This is a genomic window from Nocardia caishijiensis NBRC 108228 (assembly GCF_001612825.1).
GTDB classification, from domain to species: domain Bacteria; phylum Actinomycetota; class Actinomycetes; order Mycobacteriales; family Mycobacteriaceae; genus Nocardia; species Nocardia caishijiensis.
Window position 1 is genome coordinate 21,905 of record NZ_BDBE01000045.1, and the last position, 26,687, is coordinate 48,591.

Consider the following 26,687-nt stretch of genomic DNA (forward strand, 5'->3'; position numbering starts at 1 on the left):
GATCCGAGGGAGTTTTCCATGGCAGAGGCGAATGAGACGGCCAAAGAGTTCCAGAGACTGGCCGGTGAGGCGGCCGGTGGCCGCTTGATAATAGAGCACGACGCAGCTGAACGTTGTGCGAAATGGTGCGACGACTACATCACCGAACTCGATGCGCTCAGCCAGCGGGCGAAATCGATGGTCTTCGTCGATTCATTCGGAGACCTCAACTCGGCGGCTGAACTCGGCGACAAGTTCTTTCAGCTGGCACAGGGTGGGCCGGGTAGCGGCTCGTACACAGAGGCGATCCGCCAGCACCAGGAGATTCTCAAGGCGATGGCCGATATGTACCGCAAAGCTGGCGCCGCCTTCCAAGCCTGCGACGAAGCCTCTCAGCAGGCGATCAAGCAGCAGACCAACAAGCTCGACTGACAACTGGGGGAAACATGTCGTTCGGAAGTTTTCTGGTAGGGCTCTCGAATCCGAGCACCTTCGCGAGCACCGTCACGGAGCGCGTTGGTTCGCTGTTCGATTCCGATATCGCGCCGACGCAGTCCGAGCTGGACGCGCAGGCGGACGGAAACTCGGAGCGGACGCGACTCTATGCCCAGAACCAGGCGCTGGCTTCCGGGTTCTCCGGTGAATACACCCAGCAGGTGGTGCCGCCGGTGATGGAAAGCTTCGTCGACATGTCGCATTCCCGCATCATGCAATTCGTCGAATCGATCGATGTGGGTCAGCTGAGCACCAGCATCCAGGGTTGGAACCAGTTGGCGACCGACACCACGGCCAAAGCGACCGCCTTCCACGACAACATCAGCAAGGAAATGGAGCGGGGCTGGGCCGGGAGCGCCGCCACTCAGGCGCTGGCCAGCACGAAGGCGTACCTCGCCGACATCCACAAGGTCGACCAGGCGGCCAAGCTGATCGCCAACAAGATGGACGAGGCTCGCTCCGGTTTGCAGCAGGTCAAGTACTCGGTGCCGCACGAATCCGAGAATCAGGGTGACACCGTGCTCGGCACGGTTGTCTCGGTGCTTTCTCCTGTCACCGGCCTGATCATCGACAGCCAGAGCGCGGGCCGAGCCGAGGCAGCCCAAGCCGCCGCCCGCCAGGTCATGCAGACCGTGTACAAACCGGTCGCCGAACAGGCCGACACCCAGGTTCCCAAGGTGCCGCAACCGGCCAACCCCCAGCAGGATGATCCGGCGAACGGCGATCCCGGTGCCGGTCCCGGTGGCGGAAACACCAACGACAACAACAACAACTCGAATGGCGCCCCCGGCACGAACCCGGCCAACATCAGCGAGCCGGAAGACCCGACCACCACCGATCCGGGCGACGACGACAGCGGCGACGATTCCTCGCCGTCGACGGACGACCCCGCCGCCACGACGCCCGAGGACACCACACCCGCCTCAGCGCCCGCCACGACACCGGCGACGACCACACCCGCGGGCACCACACCGAACGGCCTTGGCACGGGCGGGGGCGCGGGTGGCGGTGGCGGCAGCCCCAGCGTTCCCGGCGCGGGCAGCTCCCTCCCCGGCGCGGGCGGTGCGGCGCCCGGCGCCGGGGCCGGTCAGAAGCTCGCCGCGTCAGCGGGCGGGTCGGGCCGGGCGGGGATGCCCGGAATGGGTGGCATGGGCGCACCGGGCGCGCGCGGCGGCAAGGACGAGGAGAACGAGCACTCGGCGCCCGACTATCTGCGCGGCGTGCACGAGGAACTGCTCGGTCCGGACCGAGCACATGTTCCGCCGGTCATCGGTGGCGACGCATGACCGACAACTGGGAACTCACCCAGTTCGAATTCTGGGTCGCCTGGGAAACTCTCGGCCGCGACCGGATGCCGTGGCCGCTGACCTTCACCACCGGCGTGGAAACCCAGGCCGAGTTCGACCGGGAGTGCCGGGTCGCCGCCGACTCCCTCATCGCCAAGATCGGCGACGACGAGTCGCTCTACCACGCCCTGCACGCGCTGGCGCATCCGGAAGTCCGGGTCGAATTGTTCGGTCACCGTTTCGACGGCCGCACCCGCATGATCCGGGCCTGCGCGACAACCGAATCCACCAACGGGACGGTCGCGGCCCAACTCCCCGGCCCCGAATACGGCCAGGGCGGCAACATCCTCATCTACCTGCGATCCGCCCGCACCGTCACCCAGCGGCTGGTCGCGATCCTGCCGACGGTTCCCCCGGGCTCGTCCCCCGGCTTCGATCTGCACCGCGACGAATTCACCACCACCCCCGACCCTTACGCGCGCCGCCGCACCCCCTCCGAACACGCCCTCGCCTTCCTGAAACGCCCGTTCCGCACCTACGCCGAATTCCGTGTGGACACCGGACCGGCACTGGACGGCTGGCAGGAGGGCGGCACCACGCTCCAGGTCATCGACTATGTCGAGGACGGCCGCTACCTCCTCCGAGACGCCGACCGCGTCTCGGCCCACCCGCTCACCTCCGACCACCTGAACAACGAACTACAGGACCTCGTCACTCGCGCGACCGCGAATCAACGCCAGTCAGCGTGGTAGGCAGTCACTTTCACTGCGCGGTGTAACCACCGTCCACCAGGTGGTAGCTACCGGTGATGAAGCCGGCGGCGTCGCTGGCCAGGAACAGGACCAGGTTGGCGACCTCTTCCGGGGTGCCGAGGCGGCCGATCGGGTGCTTGTCTTCCAGGAATTTCGTGGTCTCGGGGTCGTCGGCCAGAAGTGGGGTGCGGATGTAGCCGGGACCGACGGCGTTCACACGGACGTTGCGCCGGGCGTATTCGAGCGCACCGTTCTTCGTCAGACCGAGCAGGGCGTGTTTGGCGGTGACATATCCCGCGTATTCCGGGTTTCCGACACTGGCCAGGATCGAGGCCATGTTCACGATCGCCCCGCCGCCGTTGGCCGCGAGCACCGGCAGTTGCTCGCGCATCCCGTAGAACACCGAGTCCAGATTCACCGCCATCACCTTGCGCCACCCCTCGATCGAATAGTCACCGATCGCGTTGCGCTCCCCCGTGATCCCCGCGTTGTTCACCGCGATCCCCAGGGGCAACATCTCCTGCGCCGCCGCCACACTCCTGGCCACATCCCCCGGGTCGGCCGCGTCTCCCGCCACGGCGACGGCCGTCCCCCCGTTGACCACGATCTCGTCGGCGACCTCCCGCGCCGCTCCCTCGTTCAGATCGAACACCACCACCGACGCCCCGTTCCCCGCCAGCCCGAGCGCCACCGCCCGCCCGATCCCCGACCCCGCCCCACTCACCACAGCCGACCGGTTCCCCACCTCGTACACAGCCATGCCGATCCTCCATCCCGTCGCTACCGCACCGATGAATCAGGACGAACTCACCCTGTCACAGTAGACAGCGAATCGCCCCGGCGGCAGCGCGCACCTAACCGGCGCGGTCAGAGCAGTCGAAGTAGTTCCGAGACCTCCGCGGGCGTCGCCTCGGCATCGTTTCGCTGAGCGCGCTCGGCGACAGCTCGGAGCCGCCGTCGCTGGGAAGGGTCGAGATCGGGACCGGCTTTCCGCAAGACGTTCACCAACAGGTCGCCGGGATACATGTCCCCCGATGCCAGCGGATTCCGTTCGAGCTCCTCGAGAACCCGGGTGAGAATGACAGGAAGACCGACACGCTGCCCGACCAGAAGTCGCAAATCCTCGACCTCGAGCTCGGAGATCGGCGCACACCGCAGCTCGCTCACCCGTCGCATCAGTCGTGTGGCATCGCGATCCGGCGGGGGCCAGATTCCCTCCACCTGCTCGATGGTGCGTCGGATTTCTTTACCTCCCACAGACCGAGCACAGGGTCGGCCTCGCAAGACGAAGCCCTGACCCGAACTTCGGGCCAGGGCGGGAAGAGCCCCCTGTCAGGATTGAACTGACGACCTTCGCTTTACAAGAGCGGTGCTCTACCACTGAGCTAAGGAGGCGGGTACTGATGAGCCCCGGAGGGCAGCGACCATCATAGCTGGGCGCGTGCGCCGCGTGACACCGAGTTCGGTGTCACGCGGCGGCGCTCAGCGAGTGAGTCCCGGCGCAGTATCGAAAAGGTACCGGTCAGGACTGGGCGCGTGCCGCATCGTCGGCGGCCATGGCGTCACGCAGACTCTTGGGACGCATGTCGGTCCAGTTCTTCTCGACATACTCGACGCACGCGGCCCGGCTTTCTTCGCCGAACACGACGCGCCAACCCGCCGGGACCTCCGCGAACGCGGGCCACAGGGAGTGCTGCTCTTCATCGTTGACCAGAACGAAGAAGCGGCCGTCCTCGTCGTCGAAGGGGTTGGTGCTCATTTCACCTCACTGGATACTGGCGCTGTGTACGGGATCGCTGAGGCCTTCGAGCCCCGAGCGTTATGTCGACCCTAGCAAGGGATACGTTACGCGTAGGCGGTTACCTCAGCTCGCGAAGAAATCGAGCAGGATCTTGTTCACGGCCTCGGGCCGCTCGAGGTAGCCGAAGTGACCCGCGTCGGGGATCTCCTGGTACCGGGCGCCGGGGATGGCCTCGGCGACCTCGCGCGACAGGTACGGCGGGATCATCCGGTCGTCGGCGAAACCGATCGCCAGGCAGGGCACGGTGATCGCGCGGTAGGCGGCGAGGCGGTCGAAGTCGTGGTCCATGGCGCGCTGGGCGCGGATTCCGGCGGTGGCCGGTCCGCCGGTGAATTCGAACAGGTCGAGCCAGTCGCGGGCGGCGTTGCGGTCGGCCATGGTCGCCGGGGACAGGTTCATCACCGCGGTGACGGCCGCCTCGAACTTGGCGGGCAGTCGCACGCCCGCGGTGTCGAGGTCCTGCTCACCGGCGGAGAGGGTCTTCTGGAACTGGTCGAGGCGACCGTGACCGGCCATGAACACGGCCTTGCGCACCAGATCGGGGCGGGCCAGCGCCAATTCCTGAGCCACCCGCGCACCCATCGACGTGCCCGCGACCAGCGCCGGGCCCTCGTCGAGGAGTTCGATCAGCGCGGCGGTGTCGGCGACCAGTTCCTCGATGCGCATACCGCCCTCGGCCTCGTGGGACGGCGCGATGCCCCGGTTGTCGAAGGTGCACACGCGGTATCCGGCCGCGATCAGCGCGGGCACCTGGTGCAGTTCCCAGACCCGTCCGGGCGAACCGGTCCCCATGATCAACACCACCAGCGGACCGCCGCCCTTGACGTCGGTGCCCTTGGTACGGTCGCCCTTGACCTGATAATTCAGTGCGATGCCGTTCACCGTGGCCAGTGGCATGGGGGAAACCTTTCGGTCGGGTTGACGAACCAATCCACGGTAACCGGCGCCCGATACTATTGACTACTCGCACGAAGAGCGTTGGAAAACCGGGAGGACGAACCACTATGGCCGCGAAGAGCACCGCCAACGACATCGCCGACGACGAGCTCGAGCCGCTGGCCGACGAGACCGCTCGGCAGGCACAGCGCGTGGTCGCGGCATATGCCGAGGACGCCGACGAGTGCCGCATGCTGCTGTCGATGCTCGGCATCGGCCCCAGCTGACGAACGCGTCACTACAACCTCAAAACGGCACCCTGCGACGCAAAGGATGCGTGAATGGACCAGATGATCGATGAACAGTCCAGCGACCGTCCGTCCGAGGAATCCGTGGCACCTTCGGGTGCGGGGTCGGGATTCGTCGTCGTCGCCAACCGGCTCCCGGTCGACCTCGAGAAACTGCCCGACGGCACCACCCGGTGGAAGCGCAGCCCCGGCGGCCTGGTGACCGCGCTGGAACCGGTGTTGCGCAGCAACAAGGGTGCCTGGGTGGGCTGGGCGGGCGTTCCCGATGTGGACGTCGAGCCCATCATCGAGGACGGGCTGGAGCTGTATCCGGTGCCGTTGTCGTCGCAGGAGGTGGAGGACTACTACGAGGGGTTCTCCAACGGCACCCTGTGGCCGCTCTACCACGACGTGATCGTGCGGCCCGTGTACGACCGGGCCTGGTGGGCCGCCTACGTGGAGGTCAACCGGCGCTTCGCCGAGGAGACCGCGAAGGTGGCCGCCGAGGGCGCGACGGTCTGGGTACAGGACTACCAGCTGCAGCTGGTGCCGAAGATGCTGCGCATGCTGCGCCCGGATCTGACGATCGGGTTCTTCCTGCACATCCCGTTCCCGCCGGTCGAGCTGTTCATGCAGATGCCGTGGCGCACCGAGATCGTCGAGGGCCTGCTCGGCGCCGACCTGATCGGTTTCCACCTACCCGGCGGCGCGCAGAACTTCCTGTACCTGGCCCGCAGGCTGGCCGGTCAGCCCACCTCGCGCGGCACCATCGGCGTGCGGTCGAAGCTGGGTGTCGTCCAGGTCGGTTTCCGCACGGTGCGCGTCGGCGCGTTTCCGATCTCGATCGATTCCGCCGAACTCGACGAGCATTCCCGTCGCCGATCGGTGCGTGAGCGCGCGGCCAAGATCCGCGCCGAACTTGGCAACCCGAAGAACATCATGCTCGGCGTCGACCGCCTCGACTACACCAAGGGCATCGACATCCGTCTCAATGCCCTCCAGGAGCTCCTGGAGGAAGGCCGCGTCGACCCCGCCGAGACGGTCATGGTCCAGCTGGCGACGCCCTCGCGTGAGCGCGTGCAGAGCTACATCAAAATGCGCGGCGACATCGAACGTCAGGTGGGTCGGATCAACGGCGAATTCGCCCGCGTCGGCTATCCGGTGGTGCACTATCTGCACCGCCCGATCCCGCGCGACGAACTGATCGCCTTCTTCGTGGCCGCCGACGCCATGCTCGTCACGCCGCTGCGCGACGGCATGAACCTGGTCGCCAAGGAGTACGTGGCCTGCCACAGCGACCTCAACGGCGCGCTGGTCCTCAGCGAATTCACCGGTGCCGCAGCCGAATTGCGTCAGTCCTACCTGTGCAACCCGCACGACCTGGACAGTGTGAAGGACGCGATCGTCGGCGCCCTCGACGACGACCGCGACACCAAACGCCGCCGCATGCGCTCCATGCGCCGCCAGGTCCTCACCCACGACGTGGACCGCTGGGCCCGCGCGTTCCTCGACGCGCTCTCCCAGGGCAATGTCGCCGGCTCCGCACTGCTCAGCGAAGACGACGACAACTACCCCGACACCAGTCGATAGGACTCAGACCGGCGTGACCTGGGAAACCAGCCAGCGATCGCCGGTCTTGTCCAGCGCGACCCGGACCCGGCTGCCCGAGGCGGTGCCCTGCGGGGTGTCCTTGCTGGTGGTCACCTGATTCAGGTACAGCAGCACCACGGCATGCTCCGGTTCGGCGGAGATCACACCTTCGGCCTGGGTGGTCGCCTTGACGGTGAGCTGCTTCTCCTTGGCGCCGGGCGCGATGGCTTCCTCGATGAGCCGCAGGTAGTCGTTGCGGAAGGACTCGCTGAGACCGTCGGCCGCCTTGGGGAGTTCGGTGTCGACGGTGGCGGCTTCGTAGCTGAACATCGCGCTCACGGTCCGGCTGGCCGTGCTCATCGCGTCGCTGCGGGCCTGTTCGGTGCGGTCGTGTTGCCACATCTGGTAGCTGCTGATGCCGAGGACGGCGGCGGCGAGCAGCCCGAAGACCGCGAGGATGCCGCAGAAGATCTGGGCGCTGGTGCGGCTCATCCGACGAACTCCACTTTCGACACGGTCATGCCCGACTCACCGTTGGACACGGTGATCCGGAATCGGTACTGGCGCGCCTGGGGTTCGCGGGAACCGTTGTTGCTCACGGTCTGCTTGGCGGCCACGAGCACCTGCGCGGATTCGAAGTCGGCCGAGACGATGGCCGACTCGACGACGGTGCCGTTGGAGACGACGTTGGCCTGCTTGACGACGTCCATGAACGGGTCGACCCGGCCGTCGAATTCGGACTTGAAGTCACCCGAGGCGACGGCCAGGATGCGGTCGATGTCTTCCTTGGCCGATTCGGCGCGGATGGTCGTCAGGTTCAGCACGGCCTGACGGGCGGTGTCGGTGTACTGGGCGCGCAGGTCCTCTTCGGCGTCGGTCATGAACGCGGCGACGGCGGAGACTCCGGCACCGACCATCAGCGCGAGCACCAGAACGGCCGCCGCCACCACCGCGAGGACGCGCCGCACGCGCGCCTTCTTCTCCGGGTCGCGGACGATCTGGACGGTCGCGTCGGCGATCGGCGTGGGCGGGTCTCCGACGGGTTTGTTCAGTTTCACGGTCGGGGCAGCCGAATCGACGGCGGCCTCGTCCTTCTTCGCCGCCGGTGCGGCAGGCTCCGCGGCAACCATGTCGAACTTCACCGTCACGGCGGCGGGCCCGGTCGCGTCCGTCGCGGCCGCCGTCTCCTCGACCGGCGGTCCGGCCGAGCGGGCGGCCCGCCGCCGGGGGCGGCGGTTGTCGTTGTCGTTCATCGTTGCTGCTCCTCCAACATCGCCTGCCAGCTGGCCGGAACGGTGCCCGAGCCGTCGGTGGCGACATCACCTTGGCGGTAGGTGCGTCCGTCGGTTCCGAGGTACGTACCCGTCGACGGATCATAGGGGCGCGCTGCGGCGGGCGTCACAGTTCCCGTCGATGCGCCTGCCGGGGCCGAGGCCGGAGCGACCGGCTCGACCTCACCGAACGGCGGGTTGTTGCCCTGCGGCACGTACCCGGTCCGGCACAGTTCGGGCGTGGGTGCGCGACGCCCGGGGAACTCCATGCACGGCGTGTTGCGGATGCCGCGCACGGCGATCTCCGAGTCCTGCGGCACCTTGCAGTACAGCCCGGGCGGGGTGTCGATCTGTGTGAGGTCGCTCGGCTCGCGCCACTGCTCCGAGGGCAGGAAGCCGGTGGTGCAGGCGGGCGGGTCGTGCACCGCGGTCATGAAGTCGACCATCAGGCCGTACTTCGTCGGTCCACGGATGCCGGTTCGCAGCGCCGCGATCAGCGGCGGGAAGACCACCATGAGCTGTTCCACACTCGCGTTGTACGTCACGCCAACCTGCCCGAGGCTCACCAGATTGGCGGCGAGCAACGGCAGCGTGGGTCGCAGGTCCTGGAACTGCTTGTTCACCGTCTCCATCGCCGAGGGGCTGTTGTTCAACAGGTTGCGCAGGGTGGGATCGTGCTCGCGCAGCTGATCGGTGACGGTGGCCAGATCCGCTGTCCAGGAACGGATGTCGTCGGCGGATCGGGTCTGGGTGTCGAGCAGCGGACCGATCTGGTCGAGCAGCTTCTTGGTGGGTTCGATATCGGTCTCGGCCTGCTGCACCAGCAGCGCCGCCGAATCGATGAAACGTTGCAGGTCGGGTCCGGCACCGTTGAACGCGAGGAACGCCTCGTCGATCACCTGACGCAGACGGGTGTCGGCGACCGTGGCCAGCAACTTGTCGGCCTGGTCGAGCATCGCGCCGACATCCTGGGGCAGGTGCGTGCGCTGCTCGGGGATCACCGAGCCGTCGCGCAGATGTCCGTCGGCCGGTTGCTCGCTCGGCACCAGATCGACGTACTGCTCGCCGATGGCCGAGACACTGCGCACCCAGGCGCTCGAATCGGCGGGCACCTGGTAATCGCTGTCGATCGACAGCTCGGCTTCGACTCCGGCCGTCGTCAGGCGAACCGCCTCGACCTTGCCGATGTTCTGGCCACGGTAGGACACATTGGCGGTGGGATAGAGCCCGCCGGTGGCGGCCAGTCGCACCGTAACCGCGTACCGGCCGATCCCGAACATCGCGGGCACCTGCAGGTAGGTGCCGCCCATCACGACGAGACCGACCACGGTGAGCACCGCGAAGATCGCGAGCTGGGCTCGCACGAACCGGGTGAGTTTCATCGACCCGCCCCTTCCTGGCCGGGCAGCGGCGCGGTGATACCGGGAATCGCGGGCAGGCCAGGAATGGACGGCAGCCCAGGGATACTCGGTGCGGGGGCGGGTGTCGGTGGGGCCGCGAACGGCGCGGTGGCCGGGTCGCCCGCGTCGGTGGCGGTCGAGGGCGCGAACGAACCGACGACACCCTCGACGCCACCGAAGCGTCCGCCGAGCGGGGTGCCGGTGAGCCAGTTGCTGTCGAGTCGACTGGCGGTCAGGTCGAAGGTGATGAACAGGTTCATGTAGTCGCCCTTGATGGCGTTGTCGATGTTCCTGATCGGGAACGGGAAGGACGGCAGGATGCCCATCGCCTGCACCAGGTTCGTACCCGTGTCCGCCAGCGTCCGCAGCACCGGACCGAGGCTGCGCAGGTTGGCGACGAGGTCGTCGCCGCTGGCCTTGATGAGGCGTTCGCTGACGTCACCGAGCTCACCGAGGGCGGTGATCGCCGAGGTGATGTTCGCCGAGCGGTCGGCCAACGCGGTGAGCGCGGGATGGATCTGCTCGATCGCCTCGGCGATCACCGCTTTCTGACCGGCCAGCTGGACCGAGAGCTGGTCGAGCCCCTCCATGGCGGCGATGATGCTGCCGGTCTGCCGTTCCAGCCCGGTGGTCAGCTCGTTGAGCTGCGGCAGCAGGTCGGTGATCTCGTCCTCGCGGCCGTTGAGCATCGCGTTCAGTTCGGTGGTTATCGTCTCGAGCTGCGCGATACCGCCACCGTTGAGCACCACCGACAGCGAGGACAGCACCTGCTCGGTGGTCGGATAGGCGCCCGCCCGCTCGAGCGGGATGACATCGCCGTCGCGCAACTCGCCCGTCGGCGCACCGGTCGTCGGCGCGGACAACTCGACGTGGTTGCTGCCGAGCAGACTGGTCTGGCCGATCTTGGCGACCGCGTTGGCGGGCAGCCGGACCTCCGGGTTGAGCGAGACCGTCACCAGCGCGTGCCAGCCCTCGACCTCGATCCCGGTGACATTGCCGACCTCGATGTCGTCCACCCGCACCGGCGAATTGCGGGTGAGGGTGGTGACATTGGGCATCTGGATGCGCACGGTATAGGAACCCGGCGCGCGGCCCTCGGAGCCGGGCATGGGCAGCGAGTTGAGTCCGTCGAACTGACAGCCGGTGGCGCCGAGCGCGACGGCGACGGCCAGCGCGGCGATGGTGTGGTGGCGCCTCAGGCTCACGGCCGCCTCGATTCTGGACTGACTGGAGGGTGCGACGAAGGAGTGCCCGGAGGGAGGGAGGAATCGAGGCCGACGGACCGGGAGCCCGCGGCGCCAGCCGCTGATGTTCACCGCGGTCCTCCTGGAACGGCAAGCCCGGCAAGACCTTCGGGCACGGTGATCGGCGCGGCGACAGGCGCCTGGTTCGGCTGTCCCGCACCGGCCAGGCTCGGGTCGCTGTAGACCAGCTGCTCGGGGAAGGCTGTCACGCCGGTGGCGGGGTTGGTCATGATCGGCACGTAGTTCATCGCCAGCGAGCTGATGACCGGGGCGAGGAACTCCGCGCACAGGTCCGCGGATCGGTCCGAGTTGTTGTGCTCGAGTGCGCGGATCGAGCCGCAGAGGAAACTCAACGGATTGGCCGAGTTGTTCAGCGACACCGAGCCGGTGAACGAACCCTGGGCGGGCTTGTAGAGCTGGTAGAAGTTCACCATCGCGGTCGGCGCCGAGTGCAGCACCCGTTCGATCTCGGGCCGCTTGTCGACCAGGGTCTGGGTGACATCGGCGAGTTTCTCCACGCCCTCGGTGAGTTCGCCGCCGGTGCCGTCGAGGAAGCGCCGCACATCGGCGAGTGCCACGTCGAGGCTGTCCAGTCCGGCACCGAGTTCGGCCGAGGCACCGGCCAGCACCGACGACACCGACGCCAGCCGACCGCTGAACTGCACGATCTGCTCGTTGCTCGCCGAGAGCACCTCGACGAACTTCTGCAGGTTGCGGATGGTGCCGAACAGGTCGGTCCGCCCGTCGGACAGTGTGGTCATGGTCGCCGACAGCTCGCGCAGGGTGTCGCGGAACTTCTGGCCGTTGCCGTCGAGGTTGTCGGCAGCGGTGTCGACGAAGCGACCGAAGGAGCCCTGCGCGTCGTCACCGACCGGACCGAGGGCCGCCGACAGTTTGGTCAGTTCGGCTTTGATCTCGTCCCACTCCACCGGCACAGCGGTGCGTTCGAGCGGGATCTGGGCACCGTCGAGAAGTTTCGGTCCGCCGCTGTAGGCGGGCGCGATCTGCACGAAACGGGCCGAGACCAGCGACGGCGCGATGATGACGGCGCGGGCGTCGGCGGGCAGGTCGACGCTGCTGTCGACGCTCATCCGCACTCGGACCTGGCCCTGGCCCGGTTCGATCGAGTCGATGCGCCCGACGGTGACACCGAGCACCCGTACCTCGTCGCCTTCGTACAGGCCGGTGGTCGAGGTGAACGCGGCGGTCACGGTGTTCTTGCCGGTACCGGTCACGAGATAGACGCCGACCGCGACCAGCGCCGCGATCACCACCGCCGCCACCGCGATCGTCCAGCGCGGCAATCCACGCATCTGCTGAGTCCAGCTCATCGCGGGGGATCCTCCTCGGTAGGAGCGATGTACGGCGCCCTGGGATGGGTGAAGATGTCGATCACGTCCTGGGGCAGTTGTTCCGGCCAGACCAGCGCGTCGACGAGCGGACGCAATTCGGTACTCGTCGCGTTCACCACGTAGGCGTTGAACCAGGGCCCGCTGCCGACCTGCTCACCGAGGGCGGCGGCGTAGGGGCCGAGACCGTCGATGGCGTCGTTGAGGTTCTGTTCGTTGCGCTGGAGCAGGGCGAGGACCGAGTTCAGGCGGTCAAGTGTCGGCCGCATCTGTGGCTCGTTGTCGGCGACCAGACCCGAGAGCTGTCTCGACACGTCGTCGATGTAGACGACGAGCTGGTTGATCGCGGCCCGGCGCCGGTCGAGCTCGCCGAGCAGCTCGTTGCCGTCGAGCAGCAGCGTGTTGAGTTGGCCGCTGCGGTCGGCCAGGATCGCGGTGACCTTCTGCGCCCGGGCCAGCAGGTCGGTCAGCGCCTGGTCGCGCACATTGATCGTGCGCGACAGCGCGGTGACACCGTCGAGCGCGTTGCGCAGCGGGCCCGGTGTGTCGGCGAAGGCCGACGACAGGGTGTCCAGAGTCTGGTCGACCTGCGCCAGGTCCAGATCGCGCACCGTCCCGCCGAGCTCGCTGAGCGCCTCGTTGAGCGAATAGGGCGAGGTGGTGCGGTCGAGCGGGATGGTGTCGCGGGCGCCGATCGCGCCCGGCCCGTCCGGCACCACGTCGAGCGATTTGCGACCGAGCACGGTGTTGGTCTTGATCGCGGCGGTGGTCTTCTCCCCCAGCACGATCGACTCGTCGAGGTCGAATTTCACCAGCACCTTGTCGCCGTCGAGGCTGACCTGGCGCACCTCGCCGGAGCGCACCCCGGCCACGTGCACCGGGTCGCCGGGGACCAGGCCACCGGCGTCGAGGAAGTTCGCGGTGAAACTCGCTCCGGAGCGGATGAAGGGCAGGTCGGTGAATTGCAGTGTCGCGAGCGAGATCGTCACGGCGAGCACCACGCCGACGATGCCGATCGTCGCCGCGGGCGAGGAGTTCTCATTCATTGGGCGCGCACCTTCCGGTCGCCTGCAGACCCGGCAGGTGGACTTCCATCGGCTTGCCGTCCGGGCCGGTGACCAGGATGTTGGTGCCGCAGATATACAGCTGCAGGAAGGAACCGTAGGAACCGATGCGGATGAGTTTCCTGTAGGTCTCCGGTAGCTTGCCGAGCACCCATTCGATGTGGTCGGAGCCTTCGTCCAGGTTGGTGGCGAGCCTGCCGGTCTGTTCGATGGTGTCGCGCAGATCGGGGCGCGCCTGCACGAGCAGGTCGTTGATCTCCTGTGTCGCGCCCGCGATCCGGGGCAGCGCGTTGCCGATCGGGTCGCGCTGCGCGGACAGGTCGCTGACCAGGCGCTGCAATTCGCCGATGGTGGTGGCGAATTCGTCGCCGCGATCGGCGACGGTGGCGAGCACAGTGTTCAAGTTGTCGATCACGCTGCCGATCAGCGCGTCCCGGTCGGCCAGTGTCTTGGCGAAGCTGCCGCCGCTGTTCAGCAGCGAGACCAGGGTGCCGCCCTGGCCCTGGAAGATCTGCAGCAGCGCCGAGGTCAGGTCGTTGACCTGGGCGGGGTCCAATCCGCGCAGCAGGGGCTTGAATCCGCCGAGCAGCAGATCCAGATCGAGGGCGGGCTCGGTCTGTTCGAGGCCGATGGTGTCACCGTCGGAGAGCCGCCGGGCCGAGCCGGGTCCCTCCAGCAGTTCCAGGTAGCGGTCGCCGACCAGGTTCTCGTACCGGATCGCGAGCCGGGTACTCGCCAGCACCGCGTACTCGGTGTCGACGTCGAACGCCACGTGCGCGCGGTTGTCGTCGCCGACCTCCACCGAGGTCACCGAACCCACCGGCACACCGGCGATGCGTACCTTGGCGCCGGGCACCATCCCCGAGGAACTGGTGAACACCGCGTGATAGCCGTTCTCGCTGGAGAACCGCGCCTGACTCAAGACGATTGCCAGCCCGGCGAAAACGAGCGTCATCACCACGGTGAAGATCGCCAGTTTGATCGTCGTCCCCGTGTTCCTCACCGTGTCACTCCCGGCATCCCGTCGAACATCAGCTGGAAAACCCTTGGTAGACCGTTGAATTGGTGTTCGGTGCTCGGCGTGTACGGTGCGCCTTCGCTGGTGTCGGTCACCAGGTAGTCCGAATGACTCTCCGGTACCCGGTCGACCACGCCCTCGCAGCGCGGGCCGCCGGTGGCGTTCACCTTCGGCAGGTCGTTGGGGTACGAGTACGGCTCGGCACCGAGCATGAAGCTCGCGTTCATGCCGACACCAGGCAGCAGGCCGCCCATCATCTCCTCGGCGATGGGCATGAGCGGGCCGAGCCCGTTGACGACACAGCCGACCGCGGCCCGGTAGTCGTAGAGGACGGCGGTGGTCGGCCGCAGCAGGTCGAGCGCGGTCACCAGATCGTGTTCGTTCTCGCGCAGCACCGCGCCGACCGTGTCGGACAGCCCGATCACGTTCACCAGCACGTTGTCGAGCTGGCCCGGCATCTCGGCGATGGTCTGCGAAGTGACGGTCGCATTGTCGACGGTGCGCAGCAGCGGGTCGGTGACCTCGCTGTAGAGATCGGTCACCTGGGCCGTCTTGTCCAGGTCGGACTGCAATGTCGGCAGGTACGGATTCATCTCTCGCAGATAGCGATCCGAGCGCACCAGCAGGTCACCGAACTTGTCGCCGCGCCCCTCGAGCGCGGTGCCGAGCGCGGTCAGCGTCGCGTTGAGCTTCTCGGGTTCCACCTGGGCCAGTACGTCGGACAGATGCTGGAACAGCGTGTTGAACTCGACGGTCACCGCGCTCACCTCGACGGTGCTGCCCGCGGCCAACGCCGTCGACGACGGCTGTTCCGGCACGACGAAGTTCACATACTTGGCGCCGAACACCGTGGTCGAGCGGATGTCGACGCCCGCATTCGCTGGCACAAGCTTCAGCTGGTCGGGGTCGACTTCCAGCCGCAACCGGGCCCCGTCGTCGCGCAGGTCGATATCGGTGACGCGGCCGATCTCGACGCCGCGCACCTTCACCTTGGCGTCGGGGTCGAGCACCAGGCCGGTGCGTGGCGCGTTCACCAGCACCACCGCGGTGTTGGTGAACGCGCCTTGGAACAGCGCGATCGCGAGCGAGGTGCCCGCGACGAGCAGGCCGACGAGGGCAAGCGCCGCGAGCTTGCGCCCGAGCCCGCCCTGCAGTGCGGCAACGATCCGTGAGGTGTCCATACCGCTATCCCGAGAGGTGGAAGTTGCCGGAGGTGCCGTAGATGGCCAGCGAGATCAGCAGCGTCACGGTGACGACCGCGACCAGCGAGGCCCGCACCGCGTTGCCGACCGCCACCCCGACGCCGACCGGACCGCCCGCGGCGTGGAAGCCGTAGTAGGTGTGGATCAGCATCACGGCCAGTGCCATCACCATCGCCTGCGCGAACGACCACAGGATGTCGCTGGGGATGAGGAAGGTCGAGAAGTAGTGGTCGTAGACGCCTGCGGACTGCCCGTAGATCACCACGGTCGCGAAGCGGCTGGCGATGAACGAGGCGATCACCGCCAGGGCGTAGAGCGGCACGATCGCGATCATGCCCGCCAGCACCCGCGTGCCGACCAGGAACGGCACCGGCCGGATCGCCATCGATTCCAGCGCGTCGATCTCCTCGGCCACCCGCATCGCGCCCAGCTGGGCGGTCGCGCCCGCGCCGATGGTCGCGGCCAGGCCGATCCCGGAGATCACCGGCGCCGCGATGCGCACATTGATGAAGGCGGCGAAGAAGCCGGTGAGCGCCTCGACTCCGATATTGCCCAGCGAGCTGTAGCCCTGCACCGCGATGGTGCCGCCCGCCATCAGCGTCAGGAAGCCGACGATCACCACGGTGCCGCCGATCACGGCGAGAGCGCCACTGCCCATGCTGATCTCGGCGATGAGCCGGATGGTCTCGGTGCGGTAGTGCACCAGGGCGCGCGGTACCGAGCCGAGTGCCTTGACGAAGAAGATCGCCTTGTCACCGAGGGAGTCCAGCGCTTTGGACGCCCGCTCGTACCGGCGGACCGCCCGGGGGAATTTGGATCGAACGACAAAGGCCATGTGTTCACCGCACCGTGAATTTCAGGCCGATCGCGGTGACGACGACATTCACCACGAACAGCGCCATGAAGGCGAAGACAACGGTCTGGTTCACGGCGTCGCCGACACTCTTGGGTCCGCCTTTCACCTGCAGCCCGAGATAACAGGCGACCATTCCGGCGATGAGCCCGAACAATCCGGCCTTGATCTCGGAGATGATCAGCTCCGGCAGATTGGTCAGCAGCGGAATGCCGTTGACGAAAGCACCGGGATTCACGCCCTGCAGGAACACCGAGAACGCGAACCCGCCGACGATGCCGACCGTGCACACCAGGCTGTTGAGCATGAGCGCCACGAACATCGAGGCGAGCACGCGTGGCACGACCAGTCGGCTCACCGGGTCGATGCCGAGCACCTTCATCGCGTCGATCTCCTCGCGAATGGTGCGGGCACCGAGGTCGGCGCAGATCGCGGTTGCGCCCGCTCCGGCCACGATCAGCACCGTGACGATCGGACCGACCTGGGTGACGGCGCCGAACGCGGCGGCCGCCCCGCTCAGGTCGGCCGCGCCGATCTCGCGCAACAGGATGTTGAGCGTGAAGACCACGAGCACGGTGAACGGGATCGCCACCAGCAGCGTCGGCAGGATGGAGACGCGGGCGACGAACCAGGACTGGTCGACGAACTCGCGCCATTGGAACGGCCTGCGGAAGGCGGCCCTTGCCACTTCCGCGCCGAGTTCGAAGAATCCACCGACCGCCCGCAACGGGACAGCAAGGAGGTCGTTCACCGGCAATCCTCCTCGTTGGACGGGCGGACCATGGCGTCCGCGTTTCCGTACTTCACCGCCACCCCGATCTGAAGACTGCCCAAAGACTAGAACACGTTCTCACGAATGTCTGCGATTTCAGGAGACTTGTACCAGGAGTTTTTCCCGGAAAATGCCGCCGGAATTGAAACGACTCCTGACCGTTTCATCCAGACCTCCTGTGAGACACCACACATGCCGACGTCCATGTCTACCAATACCTGGACCGGCGTACAACAGATGCGGGACGAGCCGGGACGGCAACCTTCCGCCCGGCCAACATCCGGCAATCTCAGCCGAGGTCGCGCAGCGCGCGGGCCGAGAAGGTGTGGTCGACGGGTCGCCCGGCGAAGTACTCGCGCAGGGTGGAGGCGAGATCGTCCTCGGCCCACTGCTCGCCTGCGGCGTCGAAGCGTTGCTCGACCGTCGGCGGCGCCATCAGCGCGACCATCGGGCCGTAGACCACGAAGACCTGGCCGTTCACCTCGTCGGCCGCGGGGGAGGCCAGGTAGGCGACCAGTTTCGCGACGTGCTCGGGAGCCAGCGGGTCGACCCCGCCCTCGGGCGCGTCGGCGAAAACCGCCTCGGTCATGGCCGTGCGGGCACGGGGGCAGATCGCGTTGGCGCGCACGCCGTATCGCGACAGGCCACGCGCCGCCGAGAGGGTGAGCGCGGTGATGCCCGCCTTGGCCGCACCGTAGTTCGCCTGCCCTTCCGGCCCGAGCAGACCGGCCTCGGACGACGTGTTGATCAGCCGTCCGTACACCGGTTCGCCCGCCGCTTTGGACGCCGTTCGCCAATACGAGCAAGCATTGCGCGACAAAAGGAAATGGCCGCGCAGATGAACGGCGAGTACCGCGTCCCAGTCTTCGTCGGACATGTTGAACAGCATGCGATCGCGTGTGATGCCCGCATTGTTGACGACGATATCGAGGCCCCCGAGCGATTCTCGCGCGGTGGCGACCAGTGCGTCGGCGGTGGCTCGTTCGGCGATACTTCCACCGACGAATTCCGCTTTTCCGCCGAGTTCACCGATCGCGGCGATTGTTTCGGCCGCGGCATCCTCGGTGAGGTCGTTGACGACCACCGCCGCGCCCGCCGAGGCCAGCGCGAGCGCCTCGGCCCGGCCGAGACCCGCGCCCGCACCGGTGACGATGGCGACCCGGCCCTCCAGTGAAGTCTTCATCACACTCATCGGGCCGACTTTAGAACGTGTTTCACCATCCGACAAGAGGCGATCACGCCAACCTCAGCGCGGCCTTCGGGCACTGCGCCACCGCTTCCTCCGCATCGGCGACGCGGTCGGGGGCGACATCGCCCTCGATGACGGTCAGCTGATCGTCGTCATCGAGTTCGAACATGTCAGGGGCGATTCCGACACAGACGCCGTTCGCTTCGCAGCGGTCGAAATCGACGATGATCTTCATGCGATCTTCCTTCCAGACGGTCTCGGCGAGAGTAACCCGGATGGCATACCCCGCGCGGGGAGAACCGGCACCGATTCACCGTCAATACTGGAACATGTTCCAGTTGCTGTGCAATGATCGGTTCACCGAAGCTGGAGTTCGACACCGAGGTGGGAAGCATGCGCGTCGCGTACACGCCGCAGCAGGAAGAATTGCGCGCCGAGCTGCGCGCGTATTTCGCCGGGCTCATGACACCCGAGCGCAAGAAGGCGCTGAGCCTGCAGACCGGCGAGTACGGCGAGGGCGATGTGTACCGCGAGGTGGTGCGGCAGATGGGCCGCGACGGCTGGCTCACGCTGAGCTGGCCCAAGGAGTACGGCGGCCAGGACCGGACCACCATGGATCAGCTGATCTTCGTGGAGGAGGCCGCCATCGCGGGCGCGCCCGTCCCGTTCCTGACGCTCAACTCCGTGGCGCCGACCATCATGCAGTACGGCACCGAGGAGCAGAAGAAGTTCTTCCTCCCGCGCATCGCCGCCGGTGAACTGCATTTCGCCATCGGCTATTCCGAGCCGGGCGCGGGCACCGACCTCGCCTCGCTGCGCACCGCCGCGGTGCGCGACGGCGACGACTTCGTCGTCAACGGGCAGAAGATGTGGACCAGCCTCATCGCCTACGCCGACTACATCTGGCTGGCCGTGCGCACCGACCCGACCGCCAAGAAGCACAAGGGCATCAGCATGTTCATCGTGCCGACCTCCGCCGAGGGCTTCTCCTGGACGCCGGTGCACACCATGGCCGGGCCCGACACCAGCGCCACCTACTACCAGGATGTTCGCGTTCCGGCGTCGTCGATGGTCGGCCCGGAGAACGGTGGCTGGTCGCTCATCACCAATCAGCTCAACCACGAGCGGGTCGCGCTCACCTCGGCCGGGCCGCTGTCGCTCGCGGTGGCGCAGACGACCGCGTGGGCGCGAGAGACGCTGCTGCCCGACGGTTCTCGCGTGATCGACCAGGAATGGGCACGGCTGAATCTGGCCCGCGTGCACGCCAAGGTCGAATATCTGAAGCTGCTGAACTGGGAGATCGCCAGCCGCGCCGATCAGGGCGGTGAGGCCGCGCCGCGCCCGTGGGACGCCTCCGCGTGCAAGGTCTACGGCACCGAGCTGGCCACCGAGGCCTACCGACTGCTGATGGAAGTGGTCGGCGCCGACGCCTACCTGCGCCAGGACTCCCCCGGCGCGGTGTTGCTCGGCAGGCTGGAGCGGATGCACCGAGCCGCCCTCATCCTCACCTTCGGCGGCGGCACCAACGAGGTGCAGCGCGACATCATCGCCATGACCGCCCTGCGCCAGCCCGCCGCCGCCCGCTGATCCCCGAAAGCCGGTAACCCGCCATGGATTTCACTCCCACCGAAGCCCAGACCGACCTCGCCCGCCTCACCGGTGAGGTGTGCGCCAAACTCGTCACCGCCGATCGGTTGCGTGAGCTCGACACACCGGGCCGTTTCGACGAACAGCTCTGGAAGGCGCTCGGCGAGACCGGTGTTCTCGCTGCCGCCCTGCCGGAGTCGTTGGGCGGCAGCGATTTCGGCGAGCTCGAGCAGTCCGCGGTGTTGCGCGAGCTCGGACGTGTCGTTGCCGCGGTGCCGTATCTGTGGTCGATCGTGCTCGGTGCGGGTGCGCTCGCCCGGTTCGGGGATGAGGGTCAGGGGGTACTGGCGCAGCGCGCGGGCGCGGGCGAACTGGTGCTGACGGCGGCCCTGTCGTCTTCGCTGCACGATCCGATGGGCGCGCCGGGGATCACTGCGACCCCCGCTTCTGCCGACAACGCCACTGCGGCCGATCCGATGGGCGGCAGCTCCGTCGGGACAGTGACTACGGCCGCCGACTCGGACACCGCATCGGCCGCTATTTCAGTCAGTGCGGGCTCAGCCCTTGGCCGCACAGGACCCGCGTGGGTGTTGTCCGGCGTCGCGACGACCGTCCCGTATGCCGACCGTGCCGAGCGAATCCTGGTGCCGGCGTCGCTCTCCGGCGAAGCGTCGGCGCCCGTGGCGGTCTTCCTGGTCGACCCGGCGAATGCCGTGGTGAGGCCGCAACAGGTCGTCGACCTGTCCCCCGAATTCCTCGTCGAGTTCGCGGACACCCCGGCCGAACTGCTCGGCACCGTGGAATCCGGCGCCGACATCCTCACCTGGCTACGCGAGCGCGCCTGGCTCGGCCTCTCGGCCCTGCAGCTCGGCACCCTGGAACGCGCACTCGACATCACCGCCGAACACACCCGCACCCGCGAACAGTTCGGCAAGGCCATCGGCTCCTTCCAGTCGGTGGCCCAGCGCCTGGCCGACGCCTACATCGACATCGGCGGCCTCCGCCTCACCGTCACCCAGGCGGCCTGGCGCCTGTCCGAGGGCCTGCCCGCCACCGAGGCGGTTCACATCGCCAAATTCTGGGCCGCCGAAGCGGGCCACAAGGTCGCGCATACCGTCGTCCACGTCCACGGCGGCCTCGGCATCGACCGCGACCACATCACCCACAACTACTTCACCGCCGCCAAACACCACGAATTCGCCCTCGGCGCCGCCACCGGCCACCTCCTAGCCCTCGGCGCCGAACTGGCGAGGTAGACCCGAGACGCTGCATTCTGTACGGAATCTGGCTGTACATGTACAATTTTGTGCATGACAAGTGCCCCCGTACCTGAGAACTGGGAGCTCCCGGTGAGCGAGGCTCGCGAGCGGCTGGCCGAGGTGCTGGCCGCCGCGGAGTCGGGCAAAGTCGTACACCTGACCCGACATGGCCGTCGAGTGGCAGCCGTGGTGCCGGAAGCCATGGCCGAGACCGCAGACGCACAGGTCCGTGCCCTATCGCAGCAGTTCGCCCTACGCCACAGGAGCCTGCTCGACAGGCTCGCCGAATGACCGAAGCGGCGATCTACTACCTCACGGTCGCCGACCTCAGAGCCATTGCGCATGACGTCACCGGGCAGTATGCCATTCGAGACGTCGGATTACTCGCCTCCGCGGCGGCGCGACCCGCGACAACCGTTTTCGGCGTCGATGCGTACCCCACCTTGCGGGAGAAGGCCGCAGCCTTGCTGCACTCCATTGCCTCCAATCATCCACTCGTCGACGGCAACAAGAGGCTGGCCATCGCCGGAGCGATTGTCTTCCTCGCCCGGAACGGCATCGATACAAGCCAACTCGACGAGGAACTCGCCTACGACCTGATGATCGACGTGGCCACCGGAACGACCAGCGAGGTCGCCGCGATCGCCGCCGGACTTGTTGCCGTCCTGAAGCACTGACGCTACGTTGCGGCGAGGTAGTGCCGGAGCGTCGGCGCGATGTCAGTGACGATCTGATCCGGCTCGAGTGCTGTTACCGGGGGCAGACGCAGGATGTAGCGGCACAGAGCCAGGCCGAGGAGTTGGGTGACGATCAAACCGGCGCGGCGGGGGGCGTCGGCGGGGTCACCGACACGCAGGACCGCGGGGAGGACCTGCGCGGCGAAGATCTCGCGCACGCGGGCCGCTACCGCTTCATCGGTGATCGAGGTGCGCAGCAGGATCAGCAGGACGGTGTTGTCGTTATCCTCCCAGATGGTGAGGAAACGGCGAATCAGGAGCTCCCCCAGCGTGTTCGGGTCGGCCGCGCGGAGGTCGGGGAGGTCCAGATCGATCTGGGCCGCGGCAGCGAAGAGTCCGTCTTTGGAACCGAAGTAGCGCATCACCATCGACGGGTCGATCTTGGCATCGGCGGCGATGGCACGGATGGTCGCTTTGGCATAGCCGTCGGCGGCGAAGCGGGTGCGGGCGGCGGCGAGGATGGCCGCACGGGTGGCGTCGGAGCGGCGAATCGGATGCTCTTGCTGGGCGGATTTCATGCCAACGATTGTAGGCCAACAACTGTTGACTTCCTAGCGCGGCCGGGCTTATCGTTATGCCTACAAGCGTTGGCAAACAAACGTTGACCAGGAGTCGAAATGGCCGTCACCACCCTCCCCGCAACCAGTTCCGTCGTCATCGTCGGCGCGGGCCCCGTCGGCCTCACCGCCGCGATCGTGCTCGCCGAAGCGGGCGTCGACTACGTGCTGATCGACCGTCTTGCCGAGGGCGCCAACACTTCTCGCGCCGCGGTGGTACACGCCAGGACACTCGAGGTGCTCGACGAACTCGGCATTGCCGACGAACTCGTCGGACTCGGCATCAAGGTCCCGACGTTCAAGATGCACGACGGCCCGAAAACCCTGGCCACCGTCGAATTCGGCGGCCTGCCGACGGCGTTCCCGTACACCCTGATGGTGCCCCAGGACGTCACCGAACGGGTCCTGCTCGACCGGCTGCACAAGGCAGGCGGCCAGGTGCACCGCCCGATCACCGTCACCGCCGTCCGCAACGAAAAGGACTCGGCCACCGTCGAATATGTGGGTGTCGACGGCACGCCAGGCAGCATCACCGCCGATTACGTGGTGGGTGCCGACGGCATGCACAGCGTTGTCCGCGAACACGCGGGTATCGGCTTCACCGGCGACACCTATCCCGCATCGTTCATCCTCGCCGACGTCCGCATGGCCTGGCCCTCGCCGCGCAGCGAAGTGTCCCTGCACCTTTCGCCCGAGGGCGTCACCGTCGTCGCCCCGCTGCCCGACCCACACGACGAGCGCTACCGCGTCGTCGCCACCGTGGACGAAGCGCCCGAACACCCGACCCGCGAGGACATCCAGGCCCTCCTCGATGCCCGCGGCCCGGCAGGTGAGGTGCAGGTCGACGAGGTCCTGTGGAGCTCGCGCTTCCGGGTACACCACCGCGTCGCCGACCACTACCGCGCCGGTCACGTCCTCCTCGCGGGCGACGCCGCCCACGTCCACAGCCCCGCGGGCGGTCAGGGCATGAACACCGGCATCCAGGACGCCGCGCTCCTCGGCACCCTCCTCGCGAAAGTTGCCGCAGGCGAACCGGATTCCGTACTCGACACCTACGAGACCATCCGCCGACCGATCGCCACCGAGGTCGTCGCCTTCACCGACCGCATGACGAAAATGGCCACCCTCGGCTCCGCCCCCGCCCGCACCCTCCGCAACACCGCAATGAGCGTCCTCACCCGAATCCCCGCCATCCGCACCAAACTGGCCTACCAACTCGCCGAACTCGGCAGCCGCTGAGCTTGTCACCCGATCACCACGCCCTGGTGACGGCAACGTGCGAGGCTTCCGCCACCAAAGCGTGGTGATCAGATGTCCAGCAGGTAGCGCGAAGCTCTGAGCGGTGAAAGATGCGGTCCTGGACATCCGCGCAAAAGAATCGGCCCGTCCGGCGGGAAGCCGGACGGGCCGATTCGGTGATGGGACTCAGGAAGTGCCCGCGTCGGCGTGTTCGTCGGCCGCACGGGCGTCGGTTTGCGCCTTGGCCCAGCGGTAGTCGGGCTTACCGGCGGGCGAGCGCTTGATCTCGTCGACGAACCACAGGCTGCGCGGCTGCTTGTAGGAGGCGATCTCCTGGGCGAGCAGCGGCCTCAGTTCGGTGAGGGTCGGGCGCTTGTCGCCGCGACACTGGACGACGGCGCACACCCGCTGCCCCCACCGCTCGTCCTCCACACCGACGACGAGCGCGTCGAAGATCTCCGGGTGGGCCTTGAGCGCGCCCTCCACCTCTTCGGGGTAGATCTTCTCGCCACCACTGTTGATGCTCACCGAGCCGCGCCCGAGCATGGTGACGGAACCGTCCTCCTCGACGCGCGCGAAGTCACCCGGGATGGCGTAGCGAATCCCGTTGAACTCCTTGAAGGTCGCGGCCGACTTCACCTCGTCCTTGTAGTAACCCAGCGGGATGTGACCACTGCGGGCGAGCAGGCCGACGACGCCGGAACCCGGCTCAACCGGCTTACCGTCCTCGTCGAGCACCTGGGTGGCCGCGTCGATCTTCACGCGCGGGCCGCCGGTGTGGGTGGCGCCCTTGGCGACCAGCGCCAGACCACCGAAGCCCGTCTCCGAGGAACCGATCGAGTCGGAGATCATCCGGTTGGGCAGCACCTCGAGGAACTTGTCCTTGAGCGAGGGCGAGAACAGCGCCGCACTGCTGGCGAGGACGTAGAGCGTCGAGAGGTCGTAGGGCGCACCGGTTTCCGGGTTCCCCTCGGCCAGCGCGTCGAGCATCGGCCGCGCCATGGCGTCGCCGGTGATGAAGAGCAGGTTCACACCGTGCTTGTCGACGGCCTGCCAGACACCGTGCCCGCTGAACTCGGGGATCATCACGGCCTTGCCGCCGCCGAACAGGCTGTGGAAGGTGGCCCACTGGGAGCCGCCGTGGATCATCGGCGGGATCGGGTAGCGCACCATCTGCGGGTTCGCGGCGCCGACCTTGGCCAACTCCCACTCGTCCTTGACGTATTCGCCGGTCACGAAGTTGATGCCCGCGCCGAGCACCCGCCACACGTCCTCGTGGCGCCACATCACGCCCTTGGGCAGGCCGGTGGTGCCGCCGGTGTAGAGCATGTAGATGTCGTCGGGTGAGCGTTCGCCGAAGTCGCGCTCGCCCGACGAATCGGCCAGCGCCGCCTCGTATTCCACCGTGCCCGCGGCGGTCGGGCCGTCGGTGCCGTCGTCGACGACGACCACCGTCTTCAGGGCGGGCACCTTGTCGCGGACCGCGGCCACCCGGTCGGTGTAGCGGCGCTCGTGGATCAGCGCGACCATGTCCGAGTTGTCGAAGATGTGTAGTAACTCGTTCTCGACGTAGCGGAAGTTGACGTTGATCATCACCGCCCGCGCCTTGAAGACGGCGACCATCGCTTCGACGGCCTCCACGGTGTTCCGGCTGTAGATTCCGACTTTGTCGCCGGGACGCACACCCTGTTCCTGCAGGTAGTGGGCCAATTTATTGGCCCGCTCCTCCAGTTCGGCGTAGGTCGACTCACGATGCTCGCCGACCAGCACGATCCGGTCGGGCATCAAGTCGACGGCATGTTCGACGAGATCGGCTATGTTGTAGCTCACAGTGTCAAAAATAGAACGTGTTACTGTTTCTGGCAAGGTTTTCGGCGTCTTGCTCTGGACTGACCGGAGAGTGCGACGACATCAGGCCGAAAGCCTGCGCGCGCCAGCGCGCAGATGACTCTGCTCAACTGTCAGGAGATATTCAGATGGCCCACTGTCTGGTCGAGAAGCGCGACCACGTCCTCCTCGTCACCATGAACCGCCCGGAGGCGCGAAACGCCCTGTCCGGCGAGATGATGGCGATCATGCGCGACGCCTGGGACCAGGTCGACAGCGATCCCGACATCCGTGTCGCGATCCTGACCGGTGCGGGCGGTGCCTTCTGCGCGGGCATGGACCTGAAAGCCATGAGCTCGCAACACCCCGGCGACACCGCCTCCAGCGGCGGCTGGGATCCGGCCTACCTCCCCGCGCTGCTGAAGGGACGGCGCCTGAGCAAGCCGCTCATCGCGGCAGTCGAAGGTCCGGCCATCGCCGGTGGCACCGAGATCCTGCAGGGCACCGACCTGCGCGTGGCCGGGGAAGGCGCCAAGTTCGGCGTCTCCGAGGCCCGCTGGGGCCTGTTCCCGCTCGGCGGTTCCGCCGTGCGCCTGGCCCGCCAGATCCCGTACACCGTAGCCGCCGACCTGCTGCTCACCGGGCGCCACATCACCGCCGCCGAGGCGAAGGAGATCGGCCTCATCGGCCACGTGGTCCCCGACGGCACCGCCCTCGACAAGGCGCTCGAACTGGCCGCTCAGATCGCCGCCAATGGCCCTCTCGCCGTCCAGGCGATGCTGCGCACTCTGCGCGAAACCGAGGCCATGCCGGAGAACGAGGCCTTTCCTATCGAGGCGAAGATCGGCATCGAGGTGTTCAGATCCGCCGATGCCAAGGAGGGCCCTCGCGCCTTCGCCGAGAAGCGCAAGCCGAACTTCACCGGGCAATAGCGTCCTGTCGCGGCGGTCTCAGTCGCATGGCGCTACTCGAGTTGGCCGCCGGTCGCGCTTTCAGCCGTATCGCACTACCTCGGGGTTTTGTGCACCACAAAGGTATTGGACTGTGTTTGTT

At 67.2% G+C, this 26,687-nt stretch carries 29 protein-coding genes and 1 tRNA gene; 11 read left to right on the forward strand and 19 right to left on the reverse strand.

Annotated features, from left to right (window positions below):
• Positions 1-18 precede the first annotated feature (18 nt).
• Genes NC7_RS24875 through NC7_RS24885 form a run of 3 tightly spaced genes read left to right on the forward strand, consistent with a single transcriptional unit; the run spans position 19 to position 2,512 of the window.
• Positions 19-411 carry a hypothetical protein gene (locus NC7_RS24875; RefSeq protein ID WP_067987268.1) on the forward strand — a complete coding sequence of 131 codons (393 nt, stop codon included), beginning with the start codon at positions 19-21 and terminating at the stop codon, positions 409-411.
• A 14-nt stretch (positions 412-425) separates the two neighbouring features.
• Positions 426-1,760 (forward strand): hypothetical protein, encoded by a 1,335-nt coding sequence (locus NC7_RS24880; RefSeq protein WP_067987271.1) that lies wholly within the window; start codon positions 426-428, stop codon positions 1,758-1,760.
• Entirely contained in the window at positions 1,757-2,512 is a 756-nt protein-coding gene (locus tag NC7_RS24885; protein ID WP_067987274.1) for an ESX secretion-associated protein EspG, read from the forward strand. Before NC7_RS24880 ends, NC7_RS24885 begins: the two co-directional genes overlap by 4 nt.
• A 10-nt stretch (positions 2,513-2,522) precedes the next feature.
• Here NC7_RS24885 and NC7_RS24890 read toward each other — a convergent pair whose 3' ends face one another.
• The 5 genes from NC7_RS24890 to NC7_RS24910 form a co-directional block, all read right to left on the reverse strand.
• Positions 2,523-3,272: an SDR family NAD(P)-dependent oxidoreductase gene (locus NC7_RS24890; protein WP_067987278.1), complete on the reverse strand. Its 750-nt coding sequence runs from the start codon at positions 3,270-3,272 to the stop codon at positions 2,523-2,525.
• 107 nt (positions 3,273-3,379) lie between these two features.
• Positions 3,380-3,769, reverse strand: coding sequence for a contact-dependent growth inhibition system immunity protein (locus NC7_RS24895; protein WP_157102166.1), 390 nt, complete (start codon positions 3,767-3,769; stop codon positions 3,380-3,382).
• Between the two features lie 66 nt (positions 3,770-3,835).
• A tRNA-Thr gene (locus NC7_RS24900) sits at positions 3,836-3,907 on the reverse strand.
• A gap of 127 nt (positions 3,908-4,034) precedes the next feature.
• The gene (locus tag NC7_RS24905; protein WP_022565839.1) at positions 4,035-4,271 is read right to left on the reverse strand and encodes an MbtH family protein; all 237 of its coding nucleotides are present in this window, start codon (positions 4,269-4,271) and stop codon (positions 4,035-4,037) included.
• A gap of 105 nt (positions 4,272-4,376) precedes the next feature.
• The gene (locus NC7_RS24910; RefSeq protein ID WP_067987283.1) at positions 4,377-5,210 is read right to left on the reverse strand and encodes an alpha/beta fold hydrolase; all 834 of its coding nucleotides are present in this window, start codon (positions 5,208-5,210) and stop codon (positions 4,377-4,379) included.
• Positions 5,211-5,317: 107 nt separating this feature from the next.
• Between NC7_RS24910 and NC7_RS29645 the strand changes: the two genes are divergently transcribed.
• Positions 5,318-5,476 (forward strand): hypothetical protein, encoded by a 159-nt coding sequence (locus NC7_RS29645; RefSeq protein ID WP_166655756.1) that lies wholly within the window; start codon positions 5,318-5,320, stop codon positions 5,474-5,476.
• Between the two features lie 54 nt (positions 5,477-5,530).
• A complete protein-coding gene (locus tag NC7_RS24915; protein ID WP_157102167.1) occupies positions 5,531-7,066 on the forward strand; it encodes an alpha,alpha-trehalose-phosphate synthase (UDP-forming) in 1,536 nt (511 codons plus the stop codon).
• 3 nt (positions 7,067-7,069) lie between these two features.
• On the opposite strand, the gene NC7_RS24920 is transcribed toward NC7_RS24915, so the two are convergent.
• The 12 genes from NC7_RS24920 to NC7_RS24975 form a co-directional block, all read right to left on the reverse strand.
• Positions 7,070-7,558: a h domain protein gene (locus tag NC7_RS24920; RefSeq protein ID WP_067987285.1), complete on the reverse strand. Its 489-nt coding sequence runs from the start codon at positions 7,556-7,558 to the stop codon at positions 7,070-7,072.
• Positions 7,555-8,319: an Rv1363c family protein gene (locus NC7_RS24925; protein WP_067987288.1), complete on the reverse strand. Its 765-nt coding sequence runs from the start codon at positions 8,317-8,319 to the stop codon at positions 7,555-7,557. Before NC7_RS24925 ends, NC7_RS24920 begins: the two co-directional genes overlap by 4 nt.
• A complete protein-coding gene (locus NC7_RS24930; protein WP_067987289.1) occupies positions 8,316-9,719 on the reverse strand; it encodes an MCE family protein in 1,404 nt (467 codons plus the stop codon). Before NC7_RS24930 ends, NC7_RS24925 begins: the two co-directional genes overlap by 4 nt.
• A complete protein-coding gene (locus tag NC7_RS24935; RefSeq protein WP_373861275.1) occupies positions 9,716-10,942 on the reverse strand; it encodes an MCE family protein in 1,227 nt (408 codons plus the stop codon). The genes NC7_RS24930 and NC7_RS24935 overlap by 4 nt, the downstream gene beginning before the upstream one ends.
• A gap of 107 nt (positions 10,943-11,049) precedes the next feature.
• A complete protein-coding gene (locus tag NC7_RS24940) occupies positions 11,050-12,312 on the reverse strand; it encodes an MCE family protein (protein WP_067987291.1) in 1,263 nt (420 codons plus the stop codon).
• Positions 12,309-13,376: an MCE family protein gene (locus tag NC7_RS24945; RefSeq protein WP_067987294.1), complete on the reverse strand. Its 1,068-nt coding sequence runs from the start codon at positions 13,374-13,376 to the stop codon at positions 12,309-12,311. Before NC7_RS24945 ends, NC7_RS24940 begins: the two co-directional genes overlap by 4 nt.
• The gene (locus NC7_RS24950; protein ID WP_084458778.1) at positions 13,369-14,397 is read right to left on the reverse strand and encodes an MCE family protein; all 1,029 of its coding nucleotides are present in this window, start codon (positions 14,395-14,397) and stop codon (positions 13,369-13,371) included. The genes NC7_RS24945 and NC7_RS24950 overlap by 8 nt, the downstream gene beginning before the upstream one ends.
• The gene (locus tag NC7_RS24955) at positions 14,394-15,593 is read right to left on the reverse strand and encodes an MCE family protein (protein WP_067987297.1); all 1,200 of its coding nucleotides are present in this window, start codon (positions 15,591-15,593) and stop codon (positions 14,394-14,396) included. Before NC7_RS24955 ends, NC7_RS24950 begins: the two co-directional genes overlap by 4 nt.
• A gap of 4 nt (positions 15,594-15,597) precedes the next feature.
• Positions 15,598-16,449 carry an MlaE family ABC transporter permease gene (locus NC7_RS24960; protein WP_067492284.1) on the reverse strand — a complete coding sequence of 284 codons (852 nt, stop codon included), beginning with the start codon at positions 16,447-16,449 and terminating at the stop codon, positions 15,598-15,600.
• Positions 16,450-16,453: 4 nt separating this feature from the next.
• Positions 16,454-17,218 (reverse strand): MlaE family ABC transporter permease, encoded by a 765-nt coding sequence (locus NC7_RS24965; protein ID WP_067492283.1) that lies wholly within the window; start codon positions 17,216-17,218, stop codon positions 16,454-16,456.
• 310 nt (positions 17,219-17,528) lie between these two features.
• Positions 17,529-18,431 (reverse strand): 3-oxoacyl-ACP reductase, encoded by a 903-nt coding sequence (locus NC7_RS24970; RefSeq protein WP_067987299.1) that lies wholly within the window; start codon positions 18,429-18,431, stop codon positions 17,529-17,531.
• Positions 18,432-18,474: 43 nt separating this feature from the next.
• Positions 18,475-18,663, reverse strand: a complete 189-nt coding sequence (locus tag NC7_RS24975; protein ID WP_067987302.1) for a ferredoxin — start codon at positions 18,661-18,663, stop codon at positions 18,475-18,477.
• Positions 18,664-18,821: 158 nt separating this feature from the next.
• Between NC7_RS24975 and NC7_RS24980 the strand changes: the two genes are divergently transcribed.
• Genes NC7_RS24980 through NC7_RS24995 form a run of 4 tightly spaced genes read left to right on the forward strand, consistent with a single transcriptional unit; the run spans position 18,822 to position 21,951 of the window.
• Positions 18,822-20,015: an acyl-CoA dehydrogenase family protein gene (locus tag NC7_RS24980; RefSeq protein ID WP_067987340.1), complete on the forward strand. Its 1,194-nt coding sequence runs from the start codon at positions 18,822-18,824 to the stop codon at positions 20,013-20,015.
• Positions 20,016-20,038: 23 nt separating this feature from the next.
• Complete coding sequence (locus NC7_RS24985) at positions 20,039-21,271, forward strand: acyl-CoA dehydrogenase family protein (protein WP_067987305.1); 1,233 nt, start codon at positions 20,039-20,041, stop codon at positions 21,269-21,271.
• 54 nt (positions 21,272-21,325) lie between these two features.
• Positions 21,326-21,565, forward strand: coding sequence for a type II toxin-antitoxin system Phd/YefM family antitoxin (locus NC7_RS24990; RefSeq protein ID WP_067987308.1), 240 nt, complete (start codon positions 21,326-21,328; stop codon positions 21,563-21,565).
• Complete coding sequence (locus tag NC7_RS24995) at positions 21,562-21,951, forward strand: type II toxin-antitoxin system death-on-curing family toxin (protein ID WP_157102168.1); 390 nt, start codon at positions 21,562-21,564, stop codon at positions 21,949-21,951. The genes NC7_RS24990 and NC7_RS24995 overlap by 4 nt, the downstream gene beginning before the upstream one ends.
• A 2-nt stretch (positions 21,952-21,953) precedes the next feature.
• On the opposite strand, the gene NC7_RS25000 is transcribed toward NC7_RS24995, so the two are convergent.
• Positions 21,954-22,529 (reverse strand): TetR/AcrR family transcriptional regulator, encoded by a 576-nt coding sequence (locus tag NC7_RS25000; protein ID WP_067987311.1) that lies wholly within the window; start codon positions 22,527-22,529, stop codon positions 21,954-21,956.
• Between the two features lie 99 nt (positions 22,530-22,628).
• On the opposite strand from NC7_RS25000, the gene NC7_RS25005 reads away from it, so the two are divergent.
• On the forward strand, positions 22,629-23,807 hold the full coding sequence (locus NC7_RS25005; protein WP_067987313.1) for an FAD-dependent oxidoreductase: 1,179 nt from the start codon (positions 22,629-22,631) through the stop codon (positions 23,805-23,807).
• A gap of 186 nt (positions 23,808-23,993) precedes the next feature.
• On the opposite strand, the gene NC7_RS25010 is transcribed toward NC7_RS25005, so the two are convergent.
• A complete protein-coding gene (locus tag NC7_RS25010) occupies positions 23,994-25,637 on the reverse strand; it encodes an acyl-CoA synthetase (RefSeq protein WP_067987316.1) in 1,644 nt (547 codons plus the stop codon).
• 146 nt (positions 25,638-25,783) lie between these two features.
• On the opposite strand from NC7_RS25010, the gene NC7_RS25015 reads away from it, so the two are divergent.
• Positions 25,784-26,566 (forward strand): crotonase/enoyl-CoA hydratase family protein, encoded by a 783-nt coding sequence (locus NC7_RS25015; RefSeq protein ID WP_067987320.1) that lies wholly within the window; start codon positions 25,784-25,786, stop codon positions 26,564-26,566.
• The last annotated feature ends 121 nt before the right edge of the window (positions 26,567-26,687 follow it).

What these genes read in the sequence shown, in the direction of transcription:
- NC7_RS24875 (WP_067987268.1), top strand. Translation starts at nt 19, where the DNA reads ATGGCAGAGGCGAATGAGACGGCCAAAGAGTTCCAGAGACTGGCCGGT.
- NC7_RS24880 (WP_067987271.1), top strand. Translation starts at nt 426, where the DNA reads ATGTCGTTCGGAAGTTTTCTGGTAGGGCTCTCGAATCCGAGCACCTTC.
- NC7_RS24885 (WP_067987274.1), top strand. Translation starts at nt 1,757, where the DNA reads ATGACCGACAACTGGGAACTCACCCAGTTCGAATTCTGGGTCGCCTGG.
- NC7_RS24890 (WP_067987278.1), bottom strand. Translation starts at nt 3,272, where the DNA reads ATGGCTGTGTACGAGGTGGGGAACCGGTCGGCTGTGGTGAGTGGGGCG.
- NC7_RS24905 (WP_022565839.1), bottom strand. Translation starts at nt 4,271, where the DNA reads ATGAGCACCAACCCCTTCGACGACGAGGACGGCCGCTTCTTCGTTCTG.
- NC7_RS24910 (WP_067987283.1), bottom strand. Translation starts at nt 5,210, where the DNA reads ATGCCACTGGCCACGGTGAACGGCATCGCACTGAATTATCAGGTCAAG.
- NC7_RS29645 (WP_166655756.1), top strand. Translation starts at nt 5,318, where the DNA reads ATGGCCGCGAAGAGCACCGCCAACGACATCGCCGACGACGAGCTCGAG.
- NC7_RS24915 (WP_157102167.1), top strand. Translation starts at nt 5,531, where the DNA reads ATGGACCAGATGATCGATGAACAGTCCAGCGACCGTCCGTCCGAGGAA.
- NC7_RS24920 (WP_067987285.1), bottom strand. Translation starts at nt 7,558, where the DNA reads ATGAGCCGCACCAGCGCCCAGATCTTCTGCGGCATCCTCGCGGTCTTC.
- NC7_RS24925 (WP_067987288.1), bottom strand. Translation starts at nt 8,319, where the DNA reads ATGAACGACAACGACAACCGCCGCCCCCGGCGGCGGGCCGCCCGCTCG.
- NC7_RS24930 (WP_067987289.1), bottom strand. Translation starts at nt 9,719, where the DNA reads ATGAAACTCACCCGGTTCGTGCGAGCCCAGCTCGCGATCTTCGCGGTG.
- NC7_RS24940 (WP_067987291.1), bottom strand. Translation starts at nt 12,312, where the DNA reads ATGAGCTGGACTCAGCAGATGCGTGGATTGCCGCGCTGGACGATCGCG.
- NC7_RS24945 (WP_067987294.1), bottom strand. Translation starts at nt 13,376, where the DNA reads ATGAATGAGAACTCCTCGCCCGCGGCGACGATCGGCATCGTCGGCGTG.
- NC7_RS24955 (WP_067987297.1), bottom strand. Translation starts at nt 15,593, where the DNA reads ATGGACACCTCACGGATCGTTGCCGCACTGCAGGGCGGGCTCGGGCGC.
- NC7_RS24960 (WP_067492284.1), bottom strand. Translation starts at nt 16,449, where the DNA reads ATGGCCTTTGTCGTTCGATCCAAATTCCCCCGGGCGGTCCGCCGGTAC.
- NC7_RS24970 (WP_067987299.1), bottom strand. Translation starts at nt 18,431, where the DNA reads ATGAGTGTGATGAAGACTTCACTGGAGGGCCGGGTCGCCATCGTCACC.
- NC7_RS24975 (WP_067987302.1), bottom strand. Translation starts at nt 18,663, where the DNA reads ATGAAGATCATCGTCGATTTCGACCGCTGCGAAGCGAACGGCGTCTGT.
- NC7_RS24980 (WP_067987340.1), top strand. Translation starts at nt 18,822, where the DNA reads ATGCGCGTCGCGTACACGCCGCAGCAGGAAGAATTGCGCGCCGAGCTG.
- NC7_RS24985 (WP_067987305.1), top strand. Translation starts at nt 20,039, where the DNA reads ATGGATTTCACTCCCACCGAAGCCCAGACCGACCTCGCCCGCCTCACC.
- NC7_RS24990 (WP_067987308.1), top strand. Translation starts at nt 21,326, where the DNA reads ATGACAAGTGCCCCCGTACCTGAGAACTGGGAGCTCCCGGTGAGCGAG.
- NC7_RS24995 (WP_157102168.1), top strand. Translation starts at nt 21,562, where the DNA reads ATGACCGAAGCGGCGATCTACTACCTCACGGTCGCCGACCTCAGAGCC.
- NC7_RS25000 (WP_067987311.1), bottom strand. Translation starts at nt 22,529, where the DNA reads ATGAAATCCGCCCAGCAAGAGCATCCGATTCGCCGCTCCGACGCCACC.
- NC7_RS25005 (WP_067987313.1), top strand. Translation starts at nt 22,629, where the DNA reads ATGGCCGTCACCACCCTCCCCGCAACCAGTTCCGTCGTCATCGTCGGC.
- NC7_RS25015 (WP_067987320.1), top strand. Translation starts at nt 25,784, where the DNA reads ATGGCCCACTGTCTGGTCGAGAAGCGCGACCACGTCCTCCTCGTCACC.